Source organism: Bacteroides sp. GD17, from assembly GCF_038448625.1.
In the GTDB taxonomy this organism is placed as follows: Bacteria; Bacteroidota; Bacteroidia; order Bacteroidales; family Bacteroidaceae; genus Bacteroides.
Genome location: NZ_JBCEZS010000003.1, coordinates 159,311 through 184,562, shown reverse-complemented (window position 1 = coordinate 184,562; position 25,252 = coordinate 159,311). Strand labels below are relative to the sequence as shown.

General features: G+C 45.7%; 16 protein-coding genes and 1 pseudogene. 11 read left to right on the top strand and 6 right to left on the bottom strand.

The annotated features are described in order from the left end of the window. Window positions 1-265 precede the first annotated feature (265 nt). The 6 genes from AAE250_RS06270 (at window position 266) to bglX (ending at window position 11,499) form a co-directional block, all read left to right on the top strand. Window positions 266-3,460 (top strand): SusC/RagA family TonB-linked outer membrane protein, encoded by a 3,195-nt coding sequence (locus AAE250_RS06270; RefSeq protein WP_294600547.1) that lies wholly within the window; start codon window positions 266-268, stop codon window positions 3,458-3,460. Window positions 3,461-3,480: 20 nt separating this feature from the next. Beyond that, window positions 3,481-5,088: a RagB/SusD family nutrient uptake outer membrane protein gene (locus AAE250_RS06265; RefSeq protein ID WP_294600549.1), complete on the top strand. Its 1,608-nt coding sequence runs from the start codon at window positions 3,481-3,483 to the stop codon at window positions 5,086-5,088. 24 nt (window positions 5,089-5,112) lie between these two features. Beyond that, the gene (locus tag AAE250_RS06260) at window positions 5,113-6,477 is read left to right on the top strand and encodes a hypothetical protein (protein ID WP_294600551.1); all 1,365 of its coding nucleotides are present in this window, start codon (window positions 5,113-5,115) and stop codon (window positions 6,475-6,477) included. A gap of 76 nt (window positions 6,478-6,553) precedes the next feature. After that, window positions 6,554-7,933 (top strand): family 16 glycosylhydrolase, encoded by a 1,380-nt coding sequence (locus AAE250_RS06255; protein ID WP_294600553.1) that lies wholly within the window; start codon window positions 6,554-6,556, stop codon window positions 7,931-7,933. 18 nt (window positions 7,934-7,951) lie between these two features. Next, window positions 7,952-9,244 carry a glycoside hydrolase family 2 TIM barrel-domain containing protein gene (locus AAE250_RS06250; protein ID WP_294600555.1) on the top strand — a complete coding sequence of 431 codons (1,293 nt, stop codon included), beginning with the start codon at window positions 7,952-7,954 and terminating at the stop codon, window positions 9,242-9,244. A gap of 2 nt (window positions 9,245-9,246) precedes the next feature. After that, entirely contained in the window at window positions 9,247-11,499 is a 2,253-nt protein-coding gene (gene bglX, locus AAE250_RS06245) for a beta-glucosidase BglX (RefSeq protein WP_294600557.1), read from the top strand. Window positions 11,500-11,602: 103 nt separating this feature from the next. Here bglX and eno read toward each other — a convergent pair whose 3' ends face one another. The 4 genes from eno to crcB form a co-directional block, all read right to left on the bottom strand. Beyond that, window positions 11,603-12,883, bottom strand: a complete 1,281-nt coding sequence (eno, locus tag AAE250_RS06240) for a phosphopyruvate hydratase (RefSeq protein WP_294600558.1) — start codon at window positions 12,881-12,883, stop codon at window positions 11,603-11,605. 80 nt (window positions 12,884-12,963) lie between these two features. After that, the gene (locus tag AAE250_RS23625) at window positions 12,964-13,191 is read right to left on the bottom strand and encodes a hypothetical protein (protein WP_446715730.1); all 228 of its coding nucleotides are present in this window, start codon (window positions 13,189-13,191) and stop codon (window positions 12,964-12,966) included. Between the two features lie 329 nt (window positions 13,192-13,520). Continuing rightward, entirely contained in the window at window positions 13,521-14,189 is a 669-nt protein-coding gene (locus tag AAE250_RS06230) for a pentapeptide repeat-containing protein (RefSeq protein ID WP_294600560.1), read from the bottom strand. Window positions 14,190-14,205: 16 nt separating this feature from the next. After that, window positions 14,206-14,577: a fluoride efflux transporter CrcB gene (crcB, locus tag AAE250_RS06225; protein WP_294600562.1), complete on the bottom strand. Its 372-nt coding sequence runs from the start codon at window positions 14,575-14,577 to the stop codon at window positions 14,206-14,208. Window positions 14,578-15,317: 740 nt separating this feature from the next. Between crcB and AAE250_RS06220 the strand changes: the two are divergent. After that, window positions 15,318-15,734 (top strand): annotated as a pseudogene (locus AAE250_RS06220) (HU family DNA-binding protein); the annotation flags it as partial. Window positions 15,735-15,936: 202 nt separating this feature from the next. Beyond that, entirely contained in the window at window positions 15,937-18,123 is a 2,187-nt protein-coding gene (locus AAE250_RS06215; protein WP_294600564.1) for a glycoside hydrolase family 97 protein, read from the top strand. A gap of 78 nt (window positions 18,124-18,201) precedes the next feature. Here the strand turns inward: AAE250_RS06215 and AAE250_RS06210 are convergent, their stop codons facing one another. Continuing rightward, window positions 18,202-19,611, bottom strand: a complete 1,410-nt coding sequence (locus AAE250_RS06210; protein WP_294600566.1) for an MFS transporter — start codon at window positions 19,609-19,611, stop codon at window positions 18,202-18,204. A gap of 167 nt (window positions 19,612-19,778) precedes the next feature. Here AAE250_RS06210 and AAE250_RS06205 point away from each other — a divergent pair, with 167 nt between their 5' ends. The 3 genes from AAE250_RS06205 (at window position 19,779) to gcvT (ending at window position 23,650) form a co-directional block, all read left to right on the top strand. Next, window positions 19,779-21,188, top strand: a complete 1,410-nt coding sequence (locus tag AAE250_RS06205; protein WP_294600568.1) for an amidophosphoribosyltransferase — start codon at window positions 19,779-19,781, stop codon at window positions 21,186-21,188. A 116-nt stretch (window positions 21,189-21,304) separates the two neighbouring features. Then, complete coding sequence (pepT, locus tag AAE250_RS06200) at window positions 21,305-22,528, top strand: peptidase T (RefSeq protein WP_294600570.1); 1,224 nt, start codon at window positions 21,305-21,307, stop codon at window positions 22,526-22,528. Window positions 22,529-22,564: 36 nt separating this feature from the next. Beyond that, window positions 22,565-23,650 (top strand): glycine cleavage system aminomethyltransferase GcvT, encoded by a 1,086-nt coding sequence (gcvT, locus tag AAE250_RS06195; RefSeq protein WP_294600572.1) that lies wholly within the window; start codon window positions 22,565-22,567, stop codon window positions 23,648-23,650. Window positions 23,651-23,716: 66 nt separating this feature from the next. Here the strand turns inward: gcvT and AAE250_RS06190 are convergent, their stop codons facing one another. Next, the gene (locus AAE250_RS06190; protein ID WP_294600574.1) at window positions 23,717-25,237 is read right to left on the bottom strand and encodes a M48 family metallopeptidase; all 1,521 of its coding nucleotides are present in this window, start codon (window positions 25,235-25,237) and stop codon (window positions 23,717-23,719) included. Between the last annotated feature and the right edge of the window lie 15 nt (window positions 25,238-25,252).

The following is a 25,252-nucleotide window of genomic DNA, read 5'->3' as shown; positions in this document are numbered from 1 at the left end:
AATGATTGTTCTAAAGAGGGGAGGAATGTTAAATTCTTCCCCTTTGTGTTTTATAACATATAATGACGTATTACGTTGTTGTATCATCTATTCCTTGATTATTAAATAGTTACGTTTATGTGACGTATTGATAACGTATTCCTTTTTTTGATTTGACGTATTAAAAAATGGTAGGTTATAGTTGGTTTTTTATCATTTTATTCTACGTTTGCACTGTCCGATGAGGACAAAACCGAGAAACGTTAATCTTAATTTAGTAAAACTTATGAAAAAGTTATTATCAGTTTTATTTCTGTTAAGCTTTACCTTGGCTTCTGTATATGCCCAAAATATACAGGTAAAAGGTACAGTGGTAAGTGGTTCGGATAATGAGCCTTTGCCTGGAGTAAATGTGGTGGTGAAAGGCACTACCAATGGCGGAATTACCGATCTGGATGGTAATTTTGAGTTGTCGGTACCTGCAAACGCAACTCTTTCCATTACTTATATTGGTTTTAAACCGCAAGAAGTTTCTGTCAACGGACAGAGATCCTTGAGAATTGTACTTCAGGAGGATTCAGAGACCTTGGATGAAGTAATCGTTGTGGGTTACGGTGTTCAGAAGAAATCGGTGGTGACAGCTGCTATTAGTAAGGTTAGTGCTGACGAATTGAACCTGACGAAGCCTTCACGTGTGGAAGATGCTTTGAAAGGCAAGGTTTCCGGTGTGCAGATTACGCAGTCTTCCGGTCAGCCTAATTCCGATTCTAAGGTACGTATTCGTGGTATTGGTACGGTTAATAATTCAGATCCATTATATATTGTGGATGGTATGCCTGTAGGTGGTGGTATTAATTACCTGAACCCTACGGATATTGCATCTATTGAGATCTTGAAGGATGCCGCTTCCGCAGCTATTTATGGTGCCCGTGCCGCTAATGGTGTGGTTTTGGTGACTACCAAGTCCGGTAGCAAGGGCAAGACTACTGTAAACTATGATTTTAGTTACGGTTGGCAGAATCCTTGGAAGAAGAAAGCCGTGTTGAATGCTCATGAATACATGACTATCATGAATGAAATGCAGGTGAATGATGGTAATGCTCCTCGTTATTCGGCAAAGGATATTGCTGATAATAAGATAGATACCGACTGGCAGGACGAGGTGTTCAATTACGATGCTCCTGTTCAGCAACATCAGCTGAGCATCAATGGCGGTAGCGATAAAATGACTTATTTCCTTTCTTTGGGTTATTTCAACCAAGAAGGTATCGTCGGTGGTAACTACGGACGTTCCAATTACGAGCGTTTATCTATCCGTAGTAACTCTACTTATAAAGTGTTCGAGGCAGAGAACCGCAAGTATCTGAATGCGGTAACAGTGGGTGTGAACCTTGGTTATACTCGTGACCATTCAACAAGTGTTGAGGCTAACTCTGAGTATGGCTCTATTTTGGGTAGTGCAATCGCTTTTTCTCCGTTGGTTCCGGTTTATGCTTCCGAGGAAGAAGGAGCAGCAATCCTTGCCGCTAATCCCAATGCCATTGTGAAGAATGGTAAAGTACTTTCTTTGCCGCCTTCCGGTTTCCAGGAACTGACCAATCCGGTTGCACAACTGAACAGACCGACGATGGGACGCAATAATACTGATAAAATAGTAGGTACGTTCTATGCTGAACTGAGCATTCTTCCTGGCTTGAAGTTCCGTTCCAGTTATGGTGTGGATTTAGCTTTTTGGGGCTATGATGGTTATGGTTATCCCGATTATTTGGGTACGATGACTCATACGGATGCCAGCTGGGTGCAAAGTGAAATGAACCGCGGTATGCGTTGGCAGACAGAAAATTATTTATCTTACAACCAGACTTTTGCTGAAAAGCATAATGTTTCTATTGTTTTGGGTCAATCTGCCGCTCGCTATCGTTCACGCAACATAGGTGGTAAAGATTTTGATTTGTTTGACTTGAATCCCATCCATGCTAATTTCGGATCTGCTACGGCAGCTGAAACAGAATCTATCTTGTGGGGAGGAATCGGTGATGCAACCCATTCTTCTATTGCTTCTTATTTCGGACGTATCGACTATAACTTTGCCGAGCGTTATATATTGCAGTTCACAATTCGTCGTGACGGTTCTTCTCATTTTGGTGCCAATAACAAATGGGGTGTATTCCCTTCTTTCTCATTAGGTTGGAATGTTTGGAATGAACCTGTTATGGAAAAAATTAAGCCTGAATGGTTTGATGTACTGAAATTCCGTTTCTCATGGGGACAGAATGGTAATGAGAACATCGGTGATTTTCGTTATCGTGCCTTGATGGGTGGTGGTCAAAACTACTACTTCGGTGGTAGCTACAAACCTAATATGGCTGATTTTACGAAACCGGGCGAAAATGGCGGTTCTATGATTTACGGTACTTCTCCTGATGCTGCGGCTAATCCCGATATCAAGTGGGAAACTTCTACGCAAACTGACATAGGTGTGGATATGCGTTTCCTCAATCAGCGCCTGAGCTTCGGATTTGACTACTATTATAAGAAAACAAAAGATATGCTGGCCGAAATGCCGGTTCCTACTTATATCGGTCAAAGCAAGCCTTGGGGTAATTTAGGATCTATGGAGAACTGGGGTGTTGAATTTGAACTGGGCTGGAAAGACAGTATCAAAGACTTCTCTTATTGGTTTAATACTAACTGGTCTTATTCAAAGAACAAGCTTTTGGATTTGGGTAATGCTTCCGGTGAACGGAATTACGAAAGTGCAGGTGCCTCTGGTGTAGGCGACTACGTACACGCCATGAATGGAGAAGTATGGCCTTATTTCTATGGTCGTAAGACGAACGGTGTCTTCCAGAACTGGGATGAAGTGAACAGTTATGTAAATGAGAAAGGCGAACTCTTGCAGCCCAATGCACAACCTGGCGACGTTCGTTTCGTGGATGTTACTCCTGATGGTGTTATCAATGACCAAGACCGTACCAAGATTGGTAAGGGTATGCCCGATTGGACTTTCGGTTTCTCTCTGGGTGCAGAGTGGAAAGGTTTTGACTTGAGTCTCTCTTTCCAAGGAACTTTGGGCAACGATGTATTTGATTTTGCACAACGCGGTGATGTTCCGGCCATGAATCGTCCTTCTTGGATTATGGATCGCTGGCATGGTGAAGGTACTTCCAATCGTATTCCTCGTATGACTTCTGCCAATCCTAATGGTAACTGGACTTCCTCTGACCTTTATATTCACGATGGTTCTTATCTTCGTTTGAAGAATGCGCAAATTGGCTATACGCTTCCTGCAGCTCTTACCCGTAAGGCTTCTATCCAGCGTTTGCGTCTCTATGTGGGTGCTGAGAACTTAATTACCATTACCGGTTACGAAGGATTTGATCCTGAACTGGCATCCGGTGGTTATACTACTTTAGGCGTGGATAAGGGTATTTATCCGCAATCTCGTACAATTACAGTGGGAGCTAACATTACATTCTAAACTTTAAAATCAATCAGAAAATGAATAAAATTAAATTTTATACAGTGGCTGCTATTTTGGTTTCGGGCATGGCCCTGACCTCTTGCGGCGATAGTTTTTTGAATCCTGACCCAGCATCGAAGGGTGCTGCCGGATCAGCGGGCGACCCAATGAATATCAACTCCGGTTTAGCGGCGGCATATCAAATCCTTTTGATGGATTCATACGCAGGCGGTTCTTATGAATCAGCAGCTTATATAGGTGACATCCAGAGTGATGATATTTGGAAAGGTGGCGGTGACGCTCAAGATGGTATGGCAGGTATGAACTTGAACGTGTCATTGTTTACCACTACGGGTAACAGTACATTGAGCGGTACGTGGAATATCTATACCTCCGGTATTACACGCGTAAATAGTGCACTGGGGCTTTGTGAGACTGCAACGACGACCAATCCGGCAGAATTGAAACTCATAGCACAGTATCGTGGCGAAGGGCATTTTCTGCGTGCCTATTACCTCTATATGTTGTGGAGAAGTTTCGGTTCCGTTCCTTTCCAGGAAACATTGTACGAGCCTCCCTATGTCAGTCGGCAGTTAAGTCCGGACGAAGTGTATGCTCAGATTATTAAAGATGTGGATGCTTCTATCGCTAGTTTTAAAGAAGCCGAAGCTAAGTATTCTACGAATGGTGGTGCAAATAGCGGACGTGCAAGTCTTGCTGCCGCTTTGATGTTGAAAGCCCGTGTAGTGATGTATCAGAAGGATAATGCAAAATATGCGGAAGCAGCCAGTGGTTTGGCTGAGATTATTGCCAGTGGTGAGTTTGAACTGACTCCTAACTATGCAGATATTTGGTTAGATGAAGGGGAATTCAACAAGGAATCTATTTTTGAGGCCAATCACATAGGTGAAGGTAAAGACTGGGGCAATCAGTGGGCTACTGGTGGTACTAATCTTCCGGCTTACATTTCACCGAGTACTTTGACCGATCCTACTAACACTTACGAAGACGGATGGGGTTTTGGTCCGGTACGTCAAGAAGCTTATGAGATGTTTGCTGCAGGTGATACCCGTCGCGAGGCTTCTATTCGTGACTATCGTGGCAAAGGTAGTGGCGGCAATATAGGTGACAAGGTAGAAATCGCATCCGGTGGTACTTATGTTATCCGTTTTCAAGATACTGGTTTCTGGTTGGCAAAATATGCAGCTCGTAAGGGCTATCATAAACCGACAGGTACTACAGCCTTGAATTATTGTAATAATTTACGCATCTTCCGTTATGCCGAGACTTTATTGGCGTACGCTGAACTTGTAGGTATAGAAGGAGTGCCTGAACAGAAGGGTATTTCTGCACAGCAATGTCTGGATATGGTTCGTGACCGTGCTTTCGGTGACACTAACCACCGCGTGGCAGTGAACAAGCAGAATATTATCAATGAGAACCGTTATGAATTTGTAGGTGAAGGACATCGCTATTATGATGTAGTTCGTTGGGGCATCACGGAAGTGCTGAGTGTAGACAATGTACCGGGCGTAAACACTGCGCGTACTTGGAAGTCTCATAATAAGTATGTGGCTATTCCGCAAGGTGATATTGATGCCACTAAGGGTACAGAATTTGAACTGAAACAGAACGAAGGTTATTAATTATCTATTAATTAAGGAATTATTATGAAAAAAAATCTATTATATGGCTTTTTTGCATTGAGCATGGCCGTTGTGGGGATGTCATCTTGCTCCCCATTGGACAGTGATGACCATAGTTTGGGAGGTTCTGTCGTTTCTCAAGATGCTTTGTCGATGACGATTAGTGGAGGAGCGGACAATACTTATACTATTACCAATTCCTCACAGAAATTGACTGATGTCCGTTACTTTATCAGTCTTGATGGCAATAAATTGAACGAAATTGCAGCTGGCGCTTCCATTACTAACCAATATAAGAAGAAAGGTACTTATCCAGTTTATCTGTATGCCTTTTCTGCTTGTGACCAAAAGATGATCTCTCAAAATATTGAGGTAGCTGAAGATTGGATAGACCCGAATGCTCCTACAGATGATCCGACTGAGTGGCTTGGCTTCACGGCAGGAACGAATTTCTTTGAGGGTGCATCAGCAACACACCGCTTTTGGTTTGCTGGTGGTGATTGGGGTCAAATAGCAGATCCGGACAATGATGGCGACGTGGCAACCGGTATTACTTTTACAATGAATGGTTGTGGTACTGAAAGATGGCAGGCTCAAGTGCAGGTTGAAAATACAGGCATTGTATTGTCGTCAGGTAAGGCTTATGACTTCTCTGTTGTGATTAATTCGAGCGTGGATGGTGTTAGCGCGACAGTTAAGCCACAGAAAGATGGTGATGACGGCACGTTCTTTACCGAAAATATATTTTCGTTGCATAAGGGTAACAATGTGATTGCTTTGACTGACTGTGCCGGATTTGATGGAAATCTCAAAGTTGCATTCGACTTTGCCGGGGCACCGGAGGGTACTGTGTTTACCATTAAGAATTTCTATATTGCAGAACATAATGATTCGAATGTTATTCCGCTGGATTATAATTCAGCAGACAATGTTTGGAAGGCTGTAGATGATGCTCAGGCTTTTGAAATGTCTTTCTGGTGGGCGAATGCAGACTGGACTCAGATTGGTGATCCCGGGTTTGATGTTGATGGCCGTATTTATACTATTACTTCCAATGATGCTACTAAGGATGAATGGCAGGCACAGAATGTGTTTAATACAACGTCGCTTGGTTTTGCTGCTGATGATGAATTTGACTTCTCTTGTCTGATGGTAGCAACTGCGGACAGCCGTGTGACTATAAAACTCTGTCAGGTAAATGATGATGATAATCAGGCTTTTTACAAGAACGATATTCAGTTAAAAGCTGGGAAGGTGCAGGTTATCAAGTTCGCGGATTGCAAGTTCGCTAAGGGTGCTGCTTCTCCCGTAAAATTGATTTATGATTTTGGCGGTTGTGAGGCTGGTGTCGATTTTGTAATTGCTGATATTACGATAATTAAAAAGTAATTAACTTTGTACGAAGGCCACTTCTTCCTGGTATGAAAAAGTTGGGGAGAAGTGGCTTTTGTTTAAAAAGCATATCATGAAGAATATGTCTCTATTTTCTCTTTTATGTATAGTTGGTTTATTGCCAGCTTGTGGAGGTGGTGATGAAGATTCGATGCCTCCTGAAACACCGGATAAACCTGGAACTCCGGATGAGGTGGTACTGACTGTCTCGCCGTCAGCCTTGGATGCCATGGCTGTGGAAGGCACCTATGAGATAAAAGTGACAACAACAGGTGAAGGATGGACTGCTCGTTCTACGGATAAATGGGTGAGCCTTACTCCGGAAAGCGGAGAAGGCAAGGGAGAAGTAATCAAAGTTACTGTGGAGCAGAACAAAGATGCCGAACGTTATGGGCGGATAACTGTGACTTCTGGAAAAAAGAGTGAATATGTGCAGGTGAAGCAAAAAGGCGGCATTAGATTTTCTGTACAAGAGGTACTTTGTACTTCAGGAGCAGGCAATGCCGAGGTGACGGTATATGAGAGTAATGACTGGAATGTACAATCTGATGCGGATTGGGTCACAGTGAGTCGCAATGATGCGCATGTGATTGTTTCTTATACTGCTAATGTCAGTTTGACAAGCCGTACGGCTGTAATAACTGTGGCAGGGGAAGGGCAAGAACGAACTTTTCTTGTAATCCAGGAGGGTGCTGAAGTCACCACTGTGCCCGAACGTGAAGGATATAAATTAGTTTGGCACGATGAATTCACCGAAGGTGCAGAACTTAATGCCGCCCATTGGAGACATGAAGTACAGAATGCCGGCTGGGTGAATAATGAACTCCAGAACTATGTGAATGGTGCTGTCAATGGCAAACGGGTGACGGAATTGTCAGATGGAAAGTTACGTATTCATTGCTTCAAGGAAAGTGATGGAAAAATATATTCCGGTCGTGTCTATGCTCACGAAACGGAGGGTTGGCAGTACGGATACATTGAAGCTCGTATGATGTTACCGAAGGGTAAGGGCACATGGCCGGCATTTTGGATGATGCCAGTGAATGTAGATTGGGCGACGGAAGGATGGCCTAAGTGTGGTGAAATAGATATAATGGAAGAAGTGGGTGTTGTGCCCAATGAAGTGTCTTCCAGTCTTCATGCTGAAGGGCACAACCATACCAACGGTACCCAAGTGACTCATGCCATGACCATTGATAAGGCTGAAGGAGAATTTCATACTTATGCCATGGAATGGACACCGCAAAACATAACGACCTATGTAGATGGCAAGGTTCAACTTACTTATGACAATGACAATAAAGGGGTTACAAACTGGCCATATGACAAACCATATTACATAATCTTCAACCTTGCTTGGGGAGGTAGTTGGGGAGGTATGCAGGGAGTTGATGAATCAGCACTTCCTATCAGTTTGGTAATCGACTATGTGCGTGTATTTCAAAAAAAGTAACTTAAAGTTTTTATTGGTATGAAGAAACTATCATATTTTGCTTGTCTCTTTCTTGCCGGTGTCCTTTTCGGTTGTTCTTCTGCACCTGAGTCAGGAATTGCAATAAAGAAAGCCGCCGATGGATATAAAATGTATATTGACGGAAGAGAGACGTATATAAAAGGTGTTGGAGGAACTTACCGGCTGGATGTTGCCAGTCAGAGTGGGGCCAATGCTTTCAGAACATGGGGAGGCAGTGTAGAGGAAGTGACGAAAATCCTGGCACAGGCTTCTGAAAACAATATGTATGTGATGCAGGGCATTGGCTTGCCAAAAGACTCCATGCGTTACTATGATGCTGCATTTAAGAACAAGATGCGCGAGGAAGTCCGCACATTGGCGGAAACATTCAAGAATGATACCTGCTTGCTGGCCTGGGGCATAGGCAACGAAATAGAATTGGGCAATGCCAATATAGGTGCAGCGTGGAGTTTTGTTGAAGAACTGGCACAGATCATCAAGTCGGTAGACAAGCGACATCTGGTGTCTACTGTGATTTCATATAATCCGTCGGCTTTGGACTCCATTGCCAAGTATGTGCCTTCCCTCGATTATGTAGGCATCAACGTCTACGGCCCGATGAACGAAGTCCAGAATACGTTTGAAAAATCGAATTACAAAGGACCTTTTATGATTACGGAATGGGGACCGACAGGCTGGTGGGAAACTGCTACTACAGAATGGAAAGCACCTATCGAACAAACCAGCGAAGAAAAACTGCAGGTCTACGAAGAACGCTATACCAAATACATTCAGTCGAATCCCCGCTGCCTGGGCTCTTTCGTCTTCTTGTGGGGACAGAAAGAAGAACGTACTCCTACGTGGTTCAGCATGTTTGTAGAAGATAATGTAGACCAGCTTCCGCTGCACGGAGAGAAAACTCCGATGGTAGAAGCCATGCAAAGAGTGTGGACCGGTAGGGAACTGACGGAAACGGCTCCGGTGATTGAAGGAATGACTATCAATGATAAGTATGCCATTGACAATGTACAGGTGAAAGCCGGTAAGCCTTTTAAGGCTCATGTCGCTGTTACGGATAAAGAGAACGACCGCCTGACTTATGTCTGGGAGATTCTTAAAGAAGCTACAGTTCTTGGATTCGGCGGTTCTTATGAACCACGTCCCGACAGAGTAGGTGAAGTGGTGACTTCGGACACGGATACGTATGAAGTTGCAGTTGATATGCCCGGAGAATACCGGTTGTATGTTTATGTACTGGATAATACAGGGTTTGTTTCTACTGTGAACGTTCCATTTCAAGTAATAAAATGAATATGAAAACAGTTAAATTACTCTCAGCTTGTTTGCTGTTGCTTCCGCTCGTTTCTTGTACGCAAGTGCAGAACAAAGGCGGTGATGCGGCTACCGAACAGAAAGTGGAGGCTCTGTTGTCGAAGATGACCTTGGAAGAGAAACTGGGACAGATGAACCAGATATCTTCTTATGGCAACATTGAGGACATGAGTGGGTTGATAAAGAAAGGTGAAATCGGTTCTATCTTGAATGAGGTAGACCCGGTGCGTGTCAATGCATTGCAGCGTGTAGCTGTTGAGGAATCCCGTCTGGGCATTCCTTTGCTGATGGCGCGTGATGTCATTCACGGTTTCAAGACGATCTTCCCTATCCCGTTGGGCCAGGCGGCGACTTTCGATCCGCAGGTGGTTGAAGACGGTGCGTGGATTGCTGCCATCGAGGCTTCTTCCGTAGGTGTCCGATGGACTTTCTCACCGATGATAGACGTTTCCCGCGATCCCCGTTGGGGGCGTATTGCCGAAAGTTGCGGTGAAGATACTTATCTTTCTTCAGTGTTGGGAGCGGCTATGGTGAAAGGTTATCAGGGTGATTCACTGAACAGTCCTACTTCAATCGCAGCATGTGCCAAACATTTCGTTGGCTATGGAGCAGCGGAAGGCGGGCGTGATTATAACTCTACTTTTATATCCGAGCGTAATCTGCGCAATATCTATCTTCCTCCGTTTGAAGCTGCTGCGAAGGCTGGTGCCGCTACGTTCATGACTTCGTTCAATGACAACGACGGTGTGCCTTCTACCGGAAATAAGTTCATCCTCCGCGATGTGCTTCGCGGCGAATGGGGCTTTGACGGACTGGTGGTGACGGACTGGAATTCAGCCCGTGAGATGATAGCCCATGGTGTAGCTACGGACGATAAAGATGCGGCTGCCCTGGCTGTGAATGCCGGAGTGGATATGGAGATGGTAAGCTATACTTTCTTCAAGTACCTGCCCGAAGAGATAAAGGCCGGAAAGGTGAAGCAATCTGTTGTTGACGAGGCTGTCCGCAATATCCTGCGGGTGAAGTTTCGCTTGGGTTTGTTCGATAATCCGTATGTGGACGAAAAGAAAGCTTCGGTGATGTATGATGCTTCCCATCTGGAAGCTGCCAAGCGTGCTGCCGAAGAATCGGCTATCTTGTTGAAGAACGAGGGCGAAGTGTTACCTCTCAAGGAGAATATACGTACGGTTGCCGTGGTTGGTCCGATGGCGGATGCTCCCCATGACCAGCTGGGAACGTGGATTTTCGACGGTGAGAAGGCGCATACACAAACCCCGCTGACGGCTATCAAGGAGATGTACGGCGATAAAGTGCAGGTTATTTACGAGCAAGGCTTGGCTTACAGCCGTGATAAGAATACGGCCGGCATCTCAAAAGCTGTTGCTGCCGCTCAGCGTGCCGATGTAGTAATTGCTTTTGTGGGCGAAGAATCCATTTTGTCCGGTGAGGCTCATTGCCTGGCAGACTTGAACTTGCAGGGTGCACAGTCCGAACTGATTGCTGCATTGGCCAAGACCGGTCGTCCGTTGGTAACTGTGATAATGGCTGGCCGTCCGCTGACAATCGGTAAAGAAGTAGAGGCATCGAATGCCGTATTGTATTCTTTCCATCCTGGAACGATGGGTGGTCCGGCACTTGCCGATTTGTTGTTCGGCAAAGCTGTGCCGAGTGGCAAGACTCCTGTTACTTTCCTGAAGACGGTAGGTCAGGTTCCTTTATACTATGCGCACAATAACTCCGGGCGTCCGGCATCTTCTCATCTCAAACCTTTGGATGAAGTGCCTCTCGAAGCCAGCCAAACATCCGAGGGTAGTTCTTCCTCTTATATGGATGTAGGTGCTCAGCCTCTTTATCCTTTCGGATATGGTTTGTCCTACACTACCTTTAAGTATGGTAAGCCTCAGCTTTCTGCCGGGGAACTTTCTTCGAAAGATGTGCTGACCGTGACTTTTGATTTAGAGAATACGGGCAAATATGAAGGTACGGAGATAGCCCAACTTTATGTACAAGATAAAGTCGCTTCCGTTACCCGTCCGGTGAAGGAATTGAAACGTTTCGCCCGCGTCACGCTGAAGCCGGGTGAAAAGAAAACCGTATCGTTCGAACTTCCTATAAGTGAACTTGCCTTCTGGAATTTAAATATGGTGAAGACGGTTGAACCGGGAGACTTCGGTCTTTGGGTTGGTCCGGATAGCCAAACTGGTGATGAAGTTTTCTTTAAGGTAGTAGATTGATTGTTGATTTTAAGGTTAAAAGAGAGAGGACGGTCCGTGATGGATCGTCCTCTCTTGCTTTCACTAACACATATCTATTTACTAACCTCGAAAAAATATATGTTTATTTCAGTTTCTTATAACCATAGACTGCATTGCTGCCCAACTCTTCTTCGATGCGCAGCAACTGGTTGTACTTGGCCATACGGTCCGAGCGGCTCAACGAACCGGTCTTGATCTGTCCGCTGTTGGTGGCTACGGCGATGTCGGCAATGGTTGCATCTTCGGTTTCGCCGGAGCGATGGGAAGTGACGGTGGTATATCCGTGGCGGTGTGCCATTTCGATGGCATTCAGTGTTTCGGTCAGCGAACCGATCTGATTTACTTTAATCAGGATGGAGTTGGCGCAACCTTTCTCAATGCCCATGGCAAGGAAATCGACATTCGTCACAAACAAGTCGTCGCCTACCAACTGGCAACGGTTGCCGATGCGTTCGGTCAGCTTCTGCCAGCCGTCCCAGTCGTTTTCGCTCATACCGTCTTCGATGGAGTCGATGGGGTATTCATTAATCAGCTGTTCCAGATAGTCTATCTGCTCGTCGGCGGTACGCTTCTTGCCTTTTTCGCCTTCGAACTTGGTGTAATCGTAAATGCCATCGTGATAGAACTCGGAAGAAGCACAGTCCATGGCAATCTTCACATCCTTGCCCGGTTCGTAGCCTGCTGCCTTGATGGCGGCGATGATGGAGTTCAGGGCATCTTCGGTGCCTTCCAGGTTAGGGGCAAAGCCACCTTCATCGCCAACAGCTGTGCTGAGACCGCGGTCTTTCAATACTTTCTTCAGGGCATGGAATACTTCGGCACCCATGCGCAAGCCTTCACGGAAAGATGTAGCGCCTACAGGGCGTATCATGAATTCCTGGAATGCAATGGGAGCGTCACTGTGCGAACCGCCATTGATGATGTTCATCATCGGGACGGGCATTACGTAGGTATTGGTACCACCGATGTAGCGGTAGAGGGGGATATCGAGGTATGCGGCAGCAGCTTTGGCCACGGCAAGTGATACGCCGAGGATGGCGTTGGCACCCAAGTTCGATTTGGTCTTGGTGCCATCCAGTGCCAGCATGGTATGGTCGATGCTCATCTGGTTGAGGGCAGACATACCTATTAGTTTAGGAGCGATGATATCGTTGATATTATCTACAGCTTTCAGCACGCCTTTGCCTCCGTAACGCTTCTTGTCACCATCGCGCAGTTCCAATGCTTCGTGTTCTCCCGTAGATGCACCCGAAGGAACAGAAGCACGGCCCATAAAGCCTGATTCCAGCATTACATCTACTTCTACTGTGGGGTTTCCTCGTGAATCGAGGATTTCGCGTCCGATAATCTTTTCTATTTTCATTTTGAATAAGTTTTTAGTGTAAACTATGCTTATAACAAATGAAAAAGAAGAAATGTTTAGAGGCCGGCCTTTATTCAAGATCAGTTATTGTGTTCAATCTTGAAGTAATCTAACACTGCTTTGTAATTGTCTTGTGCAGTGAGGCAAGTATCGAGCAGATAGCCTTTGACACGATTCCATTCATACAATCCACGATAATAGAACATTTTTAGCTCTTCTGTTATGATGAAAGGAACATAGCTGTTTGCCAGACATTCTTTGAAAGTGATTAACCGTCCGACACGACCGTTGCCACCTTTCAGTTTCATTTCCTTTTGCTCGCGGAGTGCAGTAAGCAGAGGAGAAAACTTTTTCTTTGTGCCTTTGCGTAATGGAAGTTTAGCATCTTCCGGTATGTTCTATGTTTTACCGGTCAAGAATGCTCCTTCAATCTTTCCTGCAGCACAATAATTACGTGCTGTACGCTCCGAAATGCCATATTTTCCGGCAAATTCATTTACTGAAATATATTTCATATCTGTTCTATCGGCAAGTTTTCATTTGATTTTAGTCTCAAAGTTAGCGTTTTATGCCGGTATCGGCAAGAAAACCCTTTGTTTTCTTATCTGTTTTAACCTGACTGATATTGGGATGGAGACTAATCCTTTATCCTTATCCCCAAAAGTGAAGTCAAATCCATGGCCTGCGCAGTATTAACGATAGCTCCCCGTATATCGGGCAAATTGACATGAATGCCTTCGATATGAGAATCGCTCAGGTCGATACCCTTCAGGGGAGTATGTGAGAATTCGGCTTCTATCAGTTCGCAGTTCTCAAAGGCGATAGAGGTTAGTTTGCAGTCGTTGATGTCGCTGTTTCGCAGGTCGCAGGTAGAGAAGCGCGCTTGGTTAATCTTACTCATCGATAGATTGAGGTATCTGGCATTGCAGTCTTTCAGCGTCAAGTGGTTCAGAATCGTTTCTGCCAGATTGGTGCCTACCAGCTTGCAAGATATGAACTCTACTCTGAACAGCGAGCTTTCGGCAAATGAGATATTGGACAAGTCGCAATTTTCGAAACGTACATCTGTAAAATGGGTTGCTTTCAGTCGGCAGGCATTGAACTGCATGTGGCTGAAGGTGCAGTTTGTAATGCTCTTATAAGAATAATCCATCTGCTCCACCGTCTGCTTGTTGAAACAAAGCCCTCTGACGGTTTCTTCCGTTTCGAGCCAGTCATTCAGTGATTTACTGCTTTCAGTTTGTCCTTCCAATGTAGGAGGAATAATCCGCACGGGCGGCATGATGAAAGGTTTGCTTGTTTTCATTTTAATCCATTATTCATTAACGTCCGATGGCTCCACCGGCAAAGGCAGCGATGATACCCAATGCGATACTTAATAAGGTATATAGGATAAACATTCCGCAGAATCCTTGTTTTATCAGAATCAGTCCATCGTTACTGAAGGTGGAGAAGGTAGTGAAACCGCCGCATAAACCGGTAGTCAGCAACAACCGTATTTCGGTAGACAGATTGAAACGGGCCGATAGTGCATAAAAAAGCCCGATGAGAAAACTGCCGAGTATATTAACAGTGAACGTAGCCCATGGGAAAGAGTAGGGGACTATCCGCTCATGGAGCATCATTTGCACGCAATAGCGCAACACGCTGCCGGTACCGCCGCCAAGAAATATAGCTATCAGTATTTTGGTCATAGATTTCCAAGTCTGTTTTGAGGTGACAAAGATATGAAAACTTGGTGGATTTTCCTCGTTTGTTTGTTATGCCTCGTCAGAATACTTTCGGAACGGGACAGAAAATATTTAGTAAAAATCAGTCGGAGTTTTAGTAAAAATGGTCGGGATTTTTAGTAAAAATCCGGAAGACGTTATTTGGTTGATTAATATACGAATAATCCTTTGTCTATTCTATAATTTATCCAATCAATATATCCATTTTGCAAATAGATAACTGTACATAAATAGCCAACCAAACCTAAAAGTATTATAATGACAACTGACATTATGTACAATGCTATGCGTACTTTCTTAGGCAGTAAATCTATATAATCTAATAATTGGAATGTGTGTTTCATGCCTTTAAGGTTTTAGGAATAGGCACAAAAAAACGTGCCACATCCAATGAAGCGCCCGAAGGTACGGCAAAGAACCTACACAAACTTACACTGAACGGGCACGCATATCGTAATGAAAACGACATAACGAACCACGTCAGTTTTAGTTTGTGTCTTGAAAATTTGCCGTTTTTCGGACACTAAAACTGATACTATTTTAATGAATGCTTCCGCACTCACTGGCAAAGATAGAGAAAAGATGTAAAATAACAATTAACTTAAATGGAATATGAGTAAAATTTTGAATTGCAAGGAATATAGCAATGGTAGAGATACTTTTCAAACCATATCCTCATAATCAACTATTTACCCCATTTGCTTGTAGGAGCAGGTGAGTTGAGTTTTGATAAATTGTGCATGAAGGTAAGCCGTATCCTCGGCGTCCACCGTAAGATTGTAGATTTGGTAGCCGTTGGATTGGTAGATATTATGTCCGAAGAAATAGATGACGGAAAGACCGTTTGTTTGGGAGACTTCGGACGCTTCCGCCCTTCCTTTACTGGAAAGTCGGCAGATACGGCCGAAGGAGTTACGGCTGCTAATATTGTTCGTAAACGCATTCTCTTCTATCCCGGCAAGAATTTTAGTCAGATGCTGGGCGATATGAGCATCACCAGGATGGTGGTTCCCGATACAGACTATACGGATGGAAGCAGTACCGGTGGAAGCACTGACAAGCCTTCGGGCGGAAGCGGCAGTGGCAGTGACGGTGATCAAGGTGAAAATCCGTTGGGATAACCAGGCGGATGTAGTAGATGCATTGGGATGAAAGTGATGGGGGTGAAGGCTGTTGAGGCTTCGTCCCCTTCACATTATCTATAGAGACGTGCTTATGCAAACGTTTGCCCATAAATCATTTGCCTTTTCATAAGATAACTTTTCGACTTATCCCTTTCCCGTTTATCTTTGCAGCACGAACATTATTTTTATAAACGATAACATGAAGAACATGAAAAGTATCTGCACGAAACTTGCCTGTCTGCTGTTTGCTTTATTGGCGAGCGGCATGGCCAAAGGGGAAGAAATCAAACTCTCGACTGCTGAAAACATTGGCTCTCCTAATGGAGAACTGCAACTGAACTTTGCGGTAAATCAAAAGGGTGAACCGCTTTACGAACTTACTTATAAAGGAAAAGCCGTGATAAGACCTTCCAAGCTGGGATTGGAACTGAAGGACGACCCGGGATTGATGAACGGCTTTACTTTGGCTGATGTCCAAACCTCTACTTTCGATGAAACCTGGGAACCGGTATGGGGCGAAGTAAAGCAAATACGCAACCATTACAACGAAATGGCCGTTACGCTGAATCAAGCAGCACAAGACCGTAATATCATCATCCGTTTCCGCCTGTTCGACGATGGTCTCGGCTTCCGCTATGAATTTCCTTTGCAGAAGAATCTGAATTACTTCGTTATCAAAGAAGAACATACCCAGTTTGCCATGGCGGGCGACCATACCGCTTTCTGGATTCCGGGCGACTACGACACGCAGGAATATGACTACACCGAATCCAAACTTTCCGAAATACGCGGCTTGATGGATGGAGCCATCACTCCTAATTCTTCACAGACGCAATTTTCACCGACCGGCGTACAGACTTCCTTGCAAATGAAGACTGCCGATGGTTTGTACATCAACCTGCACGAAGCAGCTTTGATAGATTACTCTTGCATGCATCTGAACCTGGACGACAAGAATTTCATCTTTGAATCTTGGCTTACTCCCGATGCCGTAGGCGATAAAGGCTATCTGCAAGCTCCCTGCAAATCGCCCTGGCGTACAGTGATCGTCAGCGATGATGCCCGCGATATCCTTGCTTCCAAGATTACCCTGAACTTGAATGAGCCTTGTGCCTACGAAGACGTTTCCTGGATTAAACCGGTGAAGTACGTTGGCGTATGGTGGGAAATGATTGCCGGTAAGAGCACGTGGGCTTATACTGACGACCTTCCTTCCGTGAAGCTGGGTGAGACAGATTATTCGAAGACTAAACCGAACGGCCGTCATGGTGCTAACAACGAGAACGTAAAAAAATACATCGACTTCGCTGCCGAGCATGGCTTTGACCAGGTCCTGGTAGAAGGCTGGAACGAAGGTTGGGAAGACTGGTTCGGCAAATCGAAAGATTATGTGTTCGACTTCGTGACTCCTTATCCCGACTTTGATGTAAAGATGTTGAATGCTTATGCCAAGAGCAAAGGCGTGAAGCTGATGATGCACCACGAAACGTCCGGCTCTGTCCGTAACTACGAACGCCACATGGACCAAGCCTATCAGTTTATGGTAGATAACGGTTACAACGCCGTGAAGAGCGGATATGTAGGTAACATGATTCCTCGCGGCGAACATCATTACGGCCAGTGGCTGAACAACCACTACCTCTATGCTGTGAAGAAGGCTGCCGACTATAAGATCTGTGTCAATGCCCATGAGGCTGTACGCCCCACCGGCTTGTGCCGTACTTATCCCAACCTGATTGGCAATGAATCTGCCCGCGGTACCGAGTACGAAGCATTTGGCGGCAGCAAACCGTTCCATACCACGCTGTTGCCCTTCAACCGCCTCATCGGTGGTCCGATGGACTACACTCCGGGTATCTTCGATACAAAACTTGAATTTATGGGTGACTTGCCTCACGGACAAGTGCAAACTACCCTTGCCAAGCAGATGGCTCTTTTCGTCACTCTTTACAGTCCCTTGCAGATGGCTGCCGACTTGGTGGAAAACTACGAGAAGCACATGGATGCTTTCCAGTTCATCAAGGATGTTGCAGTAGACTGGGACGACAGCAAGTATCTGGAAGCAGAACCGGGTGACTACATTACCGTAGCCCGCAAGGCAAAGGGTACCGGTAACTGGTTTGTTGGTGGTATTACTGACGAAAACGCGCGCACCGCTGTCTTTACACTCGACTTCCTGGAACCGGGCAAGCAATACGTAGCCACTCTTTATGCCGATGGAAAGGATGCTGACTACAAAGAAAATCCGACTTCTTATCAAATTAAGAAAGGTATTGTAACCAGTAAGACCAAGATGCCCGTATGGGAAGCACGCAGCGGTGGTTTTGGCTTGAGTTTGATTGAAGCAACTCCGGCCGACAAAAAGGCTGTAAAGAAATGGAGATAATTAGGGTAGAAAGAGTTTTTATTAGGCATTAGTAGGCGCTCCGCAGGACATTGGCTCTGCGGGGCGTTCTGTTTCTATTTACTTCTTTTGGGACTTGAAAACAGATGCTTCTGATAATCTGAGACTGCTTACTACAGCAGCAACCAGGGCAAACACACTGCCGGTTATCAGACAAACCGCCGTGCTCCTGTCTGCCACTACCCAACTGAACAAGAGCGCCACGAACGTTGTTCCCAACGTTTGTCCCATCAATCGGGCCATTCCCATCATTCCGCTGGCACCTCCCGAACGCTTGGCCGGTGCGGAAGAAATGATGGTACTGTTGTTCGGAGTCTGGAAGATACCGAATCCTGCTCCGCAAAGTGCCAGCCTCCAAATGATGCTGATGACGGTGGACTCCGTGCTCAGACTCGAAAGCGAGAAAAGCCCGATGCCGAATATCACCATGCCGATACTTCCCAATATTCCCGGATGGATACGCTCTATCAAGTATCCGGCAAGGGGGGCGGTAATCAGTGTGGCAAGCGGCCACGGCGTCAACAGCAGGCCGGTCATCACTTCGCTATGCCCCAGAGTGTTTTGCAGGAAGAAAGGCAATGAGATCATCGCCAGCATCTGCGCCGTGAACGAACAGACGGAGGTCAGTATCGACAGTCTGAAAATAGGTATCTTCAATAAATCCAATGGCAGCAGGGGAGACTCCTGTCCCAATTGGCGACGTACATAATATGTTCCGACTACTCCCAACACAATCAGTTGAAGTATCAGATAATCGTAACGTTCATGATGTGCAAAACCATCCAGCGTATAAATCAGCAGCCCGAAGGTGACGGCATTGGCAATGGCACTCTTCGTATCGAACTTGCGTTTCGATGCTCCCTTGGGGCGGGGTAAATATTTGATGCCCAACACCAGTGCTACAATACCCAAAGGCAGATTGATAGCAAACAGCCAATGCCACGATGCTATCGACAAGACACCGCTGGCCACTGACGGACCTGCTGCTGCCGATATGGCGATGACCATTGCGTTAATGCCCATTCCGCGCCCTATCCGGTTCTTAGGATAAATCTGTCGTAACAATGCGGTGTTCACACTTGTGATGGCCGATGCACTGAACCCTTGAAATACACGGGCGGCGGTCAGTGTCCAGAAAGAATCGGACAATGCACACATCAGTGAAGTGATACAAAAGAAGGTTACGCCGAATATGAAGATTTTCCGGTAACCGAATATTTCGCCCAAAGACGAAAAGGAGAGTAGAGAGACTACGATAGCGAGCTGGTAGCCGTTGACAATCCAGGTAGACATGGAAGGTGAAGTACCGAAGTCGTGCGAAAGGGTAGGGAGGATTACGTTACTTATATTGATGTCGAGTACCGACATACATAGTGCGAAGGCGATGGCTACTATTGCCCACAAACGTTGTGGGAAGGGTAGCCCGTCTGTTTCGTCAACTTCTTGTCTGTTATCAACCTGAACGACCATAAAATCTTTTTATTTATTATAAACAAGCGGTGCTTCGCGGAGTTCGGCTCAGTCTGCGAAAATAAGTTTTTTTAGAATTTGTGTAGGTAGAAAATGACGCGAACAAGGAAACTTCTTTGTACCTTTGCACTCGTTAATTTTAGCAATCAATAACAAACAAGAAATTTATGGGAGGTTTTTTCGGAACAGTAGCCAAGGCAAGTTGCGTGGCAGATCTGTTTTACGGTACAGATTATAATTCGCATTTAGGTACAAAACGTGGTGGATTGGCTACGTACGACTCTGAAGGAGCCGTCTTTACCCGCTCCATTCACAACTTGGAAAGCACCTATTTCCGCACGAAGTTTGAAGACGAACTGGATAAGTTCAAAGGTAATTCCGGTATTGGTATCATCAGTGATACGGACCCTCAGCCACTTATATTGAATTCTCACCTCGGGCGTTTTGCCATCGTTACAGTCGCTAAAATAGTGAATCTCCAGGAGTTAGAAAAAGACCTTCTGGCGCAGAATATGCATTTCGCCGAACTCAGCTCCGGCAAGACCAATCAAACAGAACTTATCGCCCTCCTTATTATACAAGGCAAAACCTTCGTAGAAGGTATCGAAAACGTATTCAAGCATATTAAAGGCTCATGTTCCCTGCTGCTGCTTACCGAAGACGGTATTATCGCCGCCCGCGACCAGTGGGGACGTACCCCTATCGTTATCGGTAAAAAAGAAGGTGCTTATGCAGCCACGAGCGAGTCGAGCAGTTTCCCCAATCTGGACTACGAAATAGACCGCTACCTCGGACCGGGTGAGATTGTCCATTTGCGTGCCGATGGTGTGGAGCAGTTGCGCAAACCCAATGAAGAGATGCAGATTTGTTCGTTCTTGTGGGTGTATTACGGTTTCCCTACTTCCTGCTACGAAGGCAAGAATGTGGAAGAAGCGCGTTTTACGTCCGGCTTTAAGATGGGACAGACGGATGAATCTGAAGTAGACTGTGCCTGTGGTATTCCTGATTCCGGTGTGGGTATGGCTTTAGGGTATGCTGAAGGTAAAGGGGTGCCCTATCATCGTGCTATCTCCAAATACACTCCGACGTGGCCCCGCAGCTTCACTCCCAGCAAGCAGGAATTGCGTTCGCTGGTAGCGAAGATGAAATTGATTCCCAATCGCGCCATGCTCGAAGGCAAGCGCCTGCTGTTCTGCGACGACTCTATTGTCCGTGGCACGCAGTTGCGCGATAATGTAAAAGTATTGTATGAATATGGTGCCAAAGAGGTGCATATCCGCATCGCTTGTCCGCCGCTGATTTATAGTTGTCCGTTCGTTGGCTTTACGGCATCCAAGGGAGATTTGGAACTTATCACCCGCCGCGTTATCAAGGAGCTGGAAGGCGATGAGAACAAGAATCTTGAAAAGTATGCCACTACCGGATCTCCCGAGTACGAGAAGATGGTAGATGTGATCCGCGAGCGTTTCGGACTTTCTTCCTTGAAGTTCAATACGCTGGAAACCTTAGTAGAAGCTATCGGATTGCCTAAGTGTAAGGTGTGTACACATTGCTTTGATGGTAGCAGCCATTTCTGATTGACAAATTGTCGTTGATAAATAAAAAAGGGGCGTGAATTGCTTGGCAGTTCACGCCCCTTTTTTTACCTTTACGGCAGATAAATATGTTGTTAACTACTCAAAATAATAATGATATGACTTTAGTAGAACGTTTTTTAAAGTACGTAAGCTTCGATACCCAGTCGAATGAAGAGAGTGGAGTGACTCCGAGTACTCCGGGGCAAATGGTTTTTGCCAAGTATTTGAAAGAAGAATTAGAGTCCTTGGGCTTGGAGGAAATTTCGTTGGACGAGAACGGCTATCTTTTTGCCACGCTTCCTGCCAACACGGATAAACCGTTGCCTACCATCGGTTTCATAGCCCACATGGACACGAGCCCCGATATGAGCGGCAAAGATGTATCTCCGCGTATTGTAGAGAATTACGACGGTACGGACATTGTGCTCTGCGCTGAAGAGAATGTTATTCTTTCTCCTGCACAATTTCCCGAATTGCTTGATCATAAAGGTGAAGACCTGATTGTGACCAATGGCAAGACCCTGCTTGGTGCCGACGATAAAGCTGGTATTGCCGAGATCGTATCGGCTGTGGTTTACTTGAAGGAGCATCCCGAAATCAAGCACGGCAAAATTCGTGTCGGTTTCAATCCCGATGAAGAAATCGGTCTGGGTGCACATAAGTTCGATGTGGAGAAATTCGGTTGTGAATGGGCCTATACCATGGATGGCGGCGAACTGGGCGAACTCGAATTCGAGAACTTCAATGCAGCGGCTGCCAAGATAACCTTTAAGGGACGCAATGTACATCCGGGTTATGCCAAGCATAAGATGATAAATTCTATCCGTGTGGCCAATCGCTTTATGGCTATGCTTCCCAGCCATGAAACTCCCGAACATACCGAAGGTTACGAAGGTTTCTACCATCTTATCGGAATTACCGGTGACGTGGAGCAAACTACCGTTTCTTATATTATCCGCGACCACGACCGTGCCCGTTTTGAAAGTCGCAAGAAGGAAGTGGAACACCTTGTACGGAAAATCAATGCCGAATATGGCGAAGGTACTGCCATCCTCGATCTTCATGACCAATACTATAATATGCGCGAGCAGATTGAACCGGTGATGCATATCATCGACACCGCTTTTGCCGCCATGAAAGCAGTAGGCGTAGAGCCTCATGTAAAGGCTATCCGCGGAGGTACGGACGGTGCACAGCTTTCTTTCAAAGGTTTGCCATGCCCCAATATCTTTGCCGGTGGTCTGAACTTCCACGGGCGCTATGAGTTCGTGCCTATCCAGAGCATGGAGAAAGCTATGAATGTCATTGTGAAGATTGCCGAACTCGTAGCCAGCAAATAACTCATAACTTATAACTTCCAACTTAAATTTATTATCATGAAATCTACTCCATTTACCGAAAAACACATCTCGCTCGGTGCTAAGATGCACGAGTTTGCGGGATACAATATGCCTATCGAATATTCCGGCATTATTGACGAACATCTCACTGTTTGCCAGAGTGTCGGCGTGTTCGATGTTTCCCACATGGGAGAATTCTGGGTGAAAGGCCCTCATGCCCTGGACTTCCTGCAGAAAGTGACGTCCAATAATGTTGCCGCCCTCACTCCGGGTAAGGTTCAATATACCTGCTTCCCCAACGAAGACGGCGGTATTGTAGATGATCTTCTTGTCTATCATTACGAACCGGAGAAATACCTTCTCGTTGTTAATGCTTCCAATATTGAGAAAGACTGGAATTGGTGCGTTTCTCATAATACAGAGGGTGCCGAGTTGGAAAATGCTTCCGACCGTATGGCACAGCTTGCCGTGCAAGGGCCGAAAGCTATTCTTGCTTTGCAGAAACTGACTTCTATCAATCTCTCCGACCTTCCGTATTATACCTTTACGCATGGTGAGTTTGCCGGTGAGAAAGATGTCATTATTTCCAATACCGGATATACAGGTGCAGGTGGATTCGAACTTTATTTCTATCCCGATGCTGCCATGAAGATTTGGGATGCTGTGTTCGAAGCAGGTGCTGAGTTTGGCATCAAACCCGTAGGTTTGGGTGCACGCGATACGCTTCGCCTCGAGATGGGGTTCTGTTTGTACGGCAATGACCTGGATGATACCACTTCGCCTATAGAAGCCGGTTTGGGATGGATTACCAAGTTTACGGAAGGTAAGAACTTTACTAATCGTCCGATGCTGGAGAAGCAGAAGGCAGAGGGTACAGTCCGCAAGCTGGTAGGTTTTGAAATGGTGGATCGCGGTATTCCGCGCCATGGTTACGAATTGTACAATGCAGATGGTACTGCTATTGGTGTAGTTACTTCCGGTACAATGTCTCCTACTCGCAAGATAGGTATCGGTATGGGATATGTAAAACCCGAATATAGTAAGGTTGGAACTGAAATCTGTATTGATATGCGGGGACGTAAATTGAAAGCGGTAGTGGTAAAACCGCCGTTCCGCAAGTGATAATTACTAATAAGCAGATAGTGGTCAACTACTATCTGCTTATTGTTTCTTAGTGCGCTTTGTTCGCTAAATTCTATTTATTTTATCCAGCATTTGGCTTGCCCAACCTATTTCTTTCTTTGTCCATTCCTTTTCTTCCCCTTCTATACCCTGATCATGATATTCTGAAAGCCGGGTGATGTATTCTTTTAAGATATCGGCTGCTTTGGCTTGCTTGTTCATGCGCATCAGGAGCAGGACTCTTTGCTTGTATATGTCCAGGTTAGGACTGGTGCCTGCCAGTTCCTGAGCTTTGTCGAGCAGGGCGAGGCATTGGTTATTGATCTCTTCTGTATTCGACAAAGCCATCTGCGCCTTTACGTAAATGATATAGTCATTGTCCGTAGCAAACTTATTGTCCATGTTTTTGCTTATCAGTCGGGCAGCTTCTTTGTAGCGCTTATTGGCATAGTTCATGGCCGCATTGAAGGTGACGACATCGCTGGTAGCCCTGAGATAAGGCCGACTGCTCAGACTATGAGCTTCGCCGGACTTTTCGATACGTTTTTTCAGATTGCCTATGCTGCCATAGCGGGGAATATCGTCGCTGCGTTGTTGCAGACTATAGTAACCGATAATCTTGCCAAGGGCCGATGCCACTCCATCGGGATTATAGCCTTTGAATACCAATAAATCACGTGCTATCCGGTCGGATATGAACTCTTGTCCGGCTTTGTATTTCATACCCAAGCGGTCGGTTGCCGGGATACTCAGTAAAGATGCGATAAATCCGATATCGGAAACCAGGCTGACGGCATAGGCATTGTCGTCATCATTCCAATATGCTACGTCGAGGGCACCTTCGGAAGTTGCGGCAAAGACATCTGCCCAGAAGGCGGCACGTTTGGCGCGGCGTTCGGCGCGATAGATGTTGTCTACCTGGTGATCGAGTACGAAGTGCGACAGTTCACAGGCTATGACGGCGGCCAGTTCGTCTTCAGAGTCGAGGGTGCAAATAAGTCCCGTACTGATAACCATGGAGCCGTTGGGAAGCATAAAGGCATCCGGTTCAGGAGACTGTATGACACGTATATTCAGATTCTCCTTCCGTTTGGGATCGATGATGATGGAATTCAATTTGGCAAATACACCTTGTGCGTATGAAGTGAGATAATCGTCTTGATAGGCTATCTCACCCAATTTATCCAAGTAGTCCAGGCACTCCTCATCAATCTCCTGGCGCAACTTATTTTTGTATCCGCGTTTATTGAAGTATTCGTAGAGGTGATTTTTCAGGTAGACTTGCTGCCAGAACTCCTGGTCTGTTTCAGGAGCCGAGAGGCTGATTATTCCCGCTTCCTCTACTGGGATTGCTACTTGCATACCATTGAGCTCAATGGCATAACAGATATTGTTGCCATATTCGCTGGATTTTTTCATCTGCACTACCCGCCGGATAACGATAGGAGTTCCGGCCGGTACATTCTGGTACTCTTTCTTCAGTTCTCCTCTGACGGCGATGACGCCGCTTAAATCTTTCCTTGGTTGGGCGAATCCTGCCGTGATGCCAAGGATTGTCAACATAAGTAGGCTGGCAAATCGTTTCATGATTATTGTGATTTA

Excerpts from the sequence above, each read along its gene's own strand:
- AAE250_RS06270 (WP_294600547.1), top strand. The coding sequence starts at position 266 with ATGAAAAAGTTATTATCAGTTTTATTTCTGTTAAGCTTTACCTTGGCT.
- AAE250_RS06265 (WP_294600549.1), top strand. The coding sequence starts at position 3,481 with ATGAATAAAATTAAATTTTATACAGTGGCTGCTATTTTGGTTTCGGGC.
- AAE250_RS06260 (WP_294600551.1), top strand. The coding sequence starts at position 5,113 with ATGAAAAAAAATCTATTATATGGCTTTTTTGCATTGAGCATGGCCGTT.
- AAE250_RS06255 (WP_294600553.1), top strand. The coding sequence starts at position 6,554 with ATGAAGAATATGTCTCTATTTTCTCTTTTATGTATAGTTGGTTTATTG.
- AAE250_RS06250 (WP_294600555.1), top strand. The coding sequence starts at position 7,952 with ATGAAGAAACTATCATATTTTGCTTGTCTCTTTCTTGCCGGTGTCCTT.
- bglX (WP_294600557.1), top strand. The coding sequence starts at position 9,247 with ATGAAAACAGTTAAATTACTCTCAGCTTGTTTGCTGTTGCTTCCGCTC.
- eno (WP_294600558.1), bottom strand. The coding sequence starts at position 12,883 with ATGAAAATAGAAAAGATTATCGGACGCGAAATCCTCGATTCACGAGGA.
- AAE250_RS23625 (WP_446715730.1), bottom strand. The coding sequence starts at position 13,191 with ATGAAACTGAAAGGTGGCAACGGTCGTGTCGGACGGTTAATCACTTTC.
- AAE250_RS06230 (WP_294600560.1), bottom strand. The coding sequence starts at position 14,189 with ATGAAAACAAGCAAACCTTTCATCATGCCGCCCGTGCGGATTATTCCT.
- crcB (WP_294600562.1), bottom strand. The coding sequence starts at position 14,577 with ATGACCAAAATACTGATAGCTATATTTCTTGGCGGCGGTACCGGCAGC.
- AAE250_RS06215 (WP_294600564.1), top strand. The coding sequence starts at position 15,937 with ATGAAGAACATGAAAAGTATCTGCACGAAACTTGCCTGTCTGCTGTTT.
- AAE250_RS06210 (WP_294600566.1), bottom strand. The coding sequence starts at position 19,611 with ATGGTCGTTCAGGTTGATAACAGACAAGAAGTTGACGAAACAGACGGG.
- AAE250_RS06205 (WP_294600568.1), top strand. The coding sequence starts at position 19,779 with ATGGGAGGTTTTTTCGGAACAGTAGCCAAGGCAAGTTGCGTGGCAGAT.
- pepT (WP_294600570.1), top strand. The coding sequence starts at position 21,305 with ATGACTTTAGTAGAACGTTTTTTAAAGTACGTAAGCTTCGATACCCAG.
- gcvT (WP_294600572.1), top strand. The coding sequence starts at position 22,565 with ATGAAATCTACTCCATTTACCGAAAAACACATCTCGCTCGGTGCTAAG.
- AAE250_RS06190 (WP_294600574.1), bottom strand. The coding sequence starts at position 25,237 with ATGAAACGATTTGCCAGCCTACTTATGTTGACAATCCTTGGCATCACG.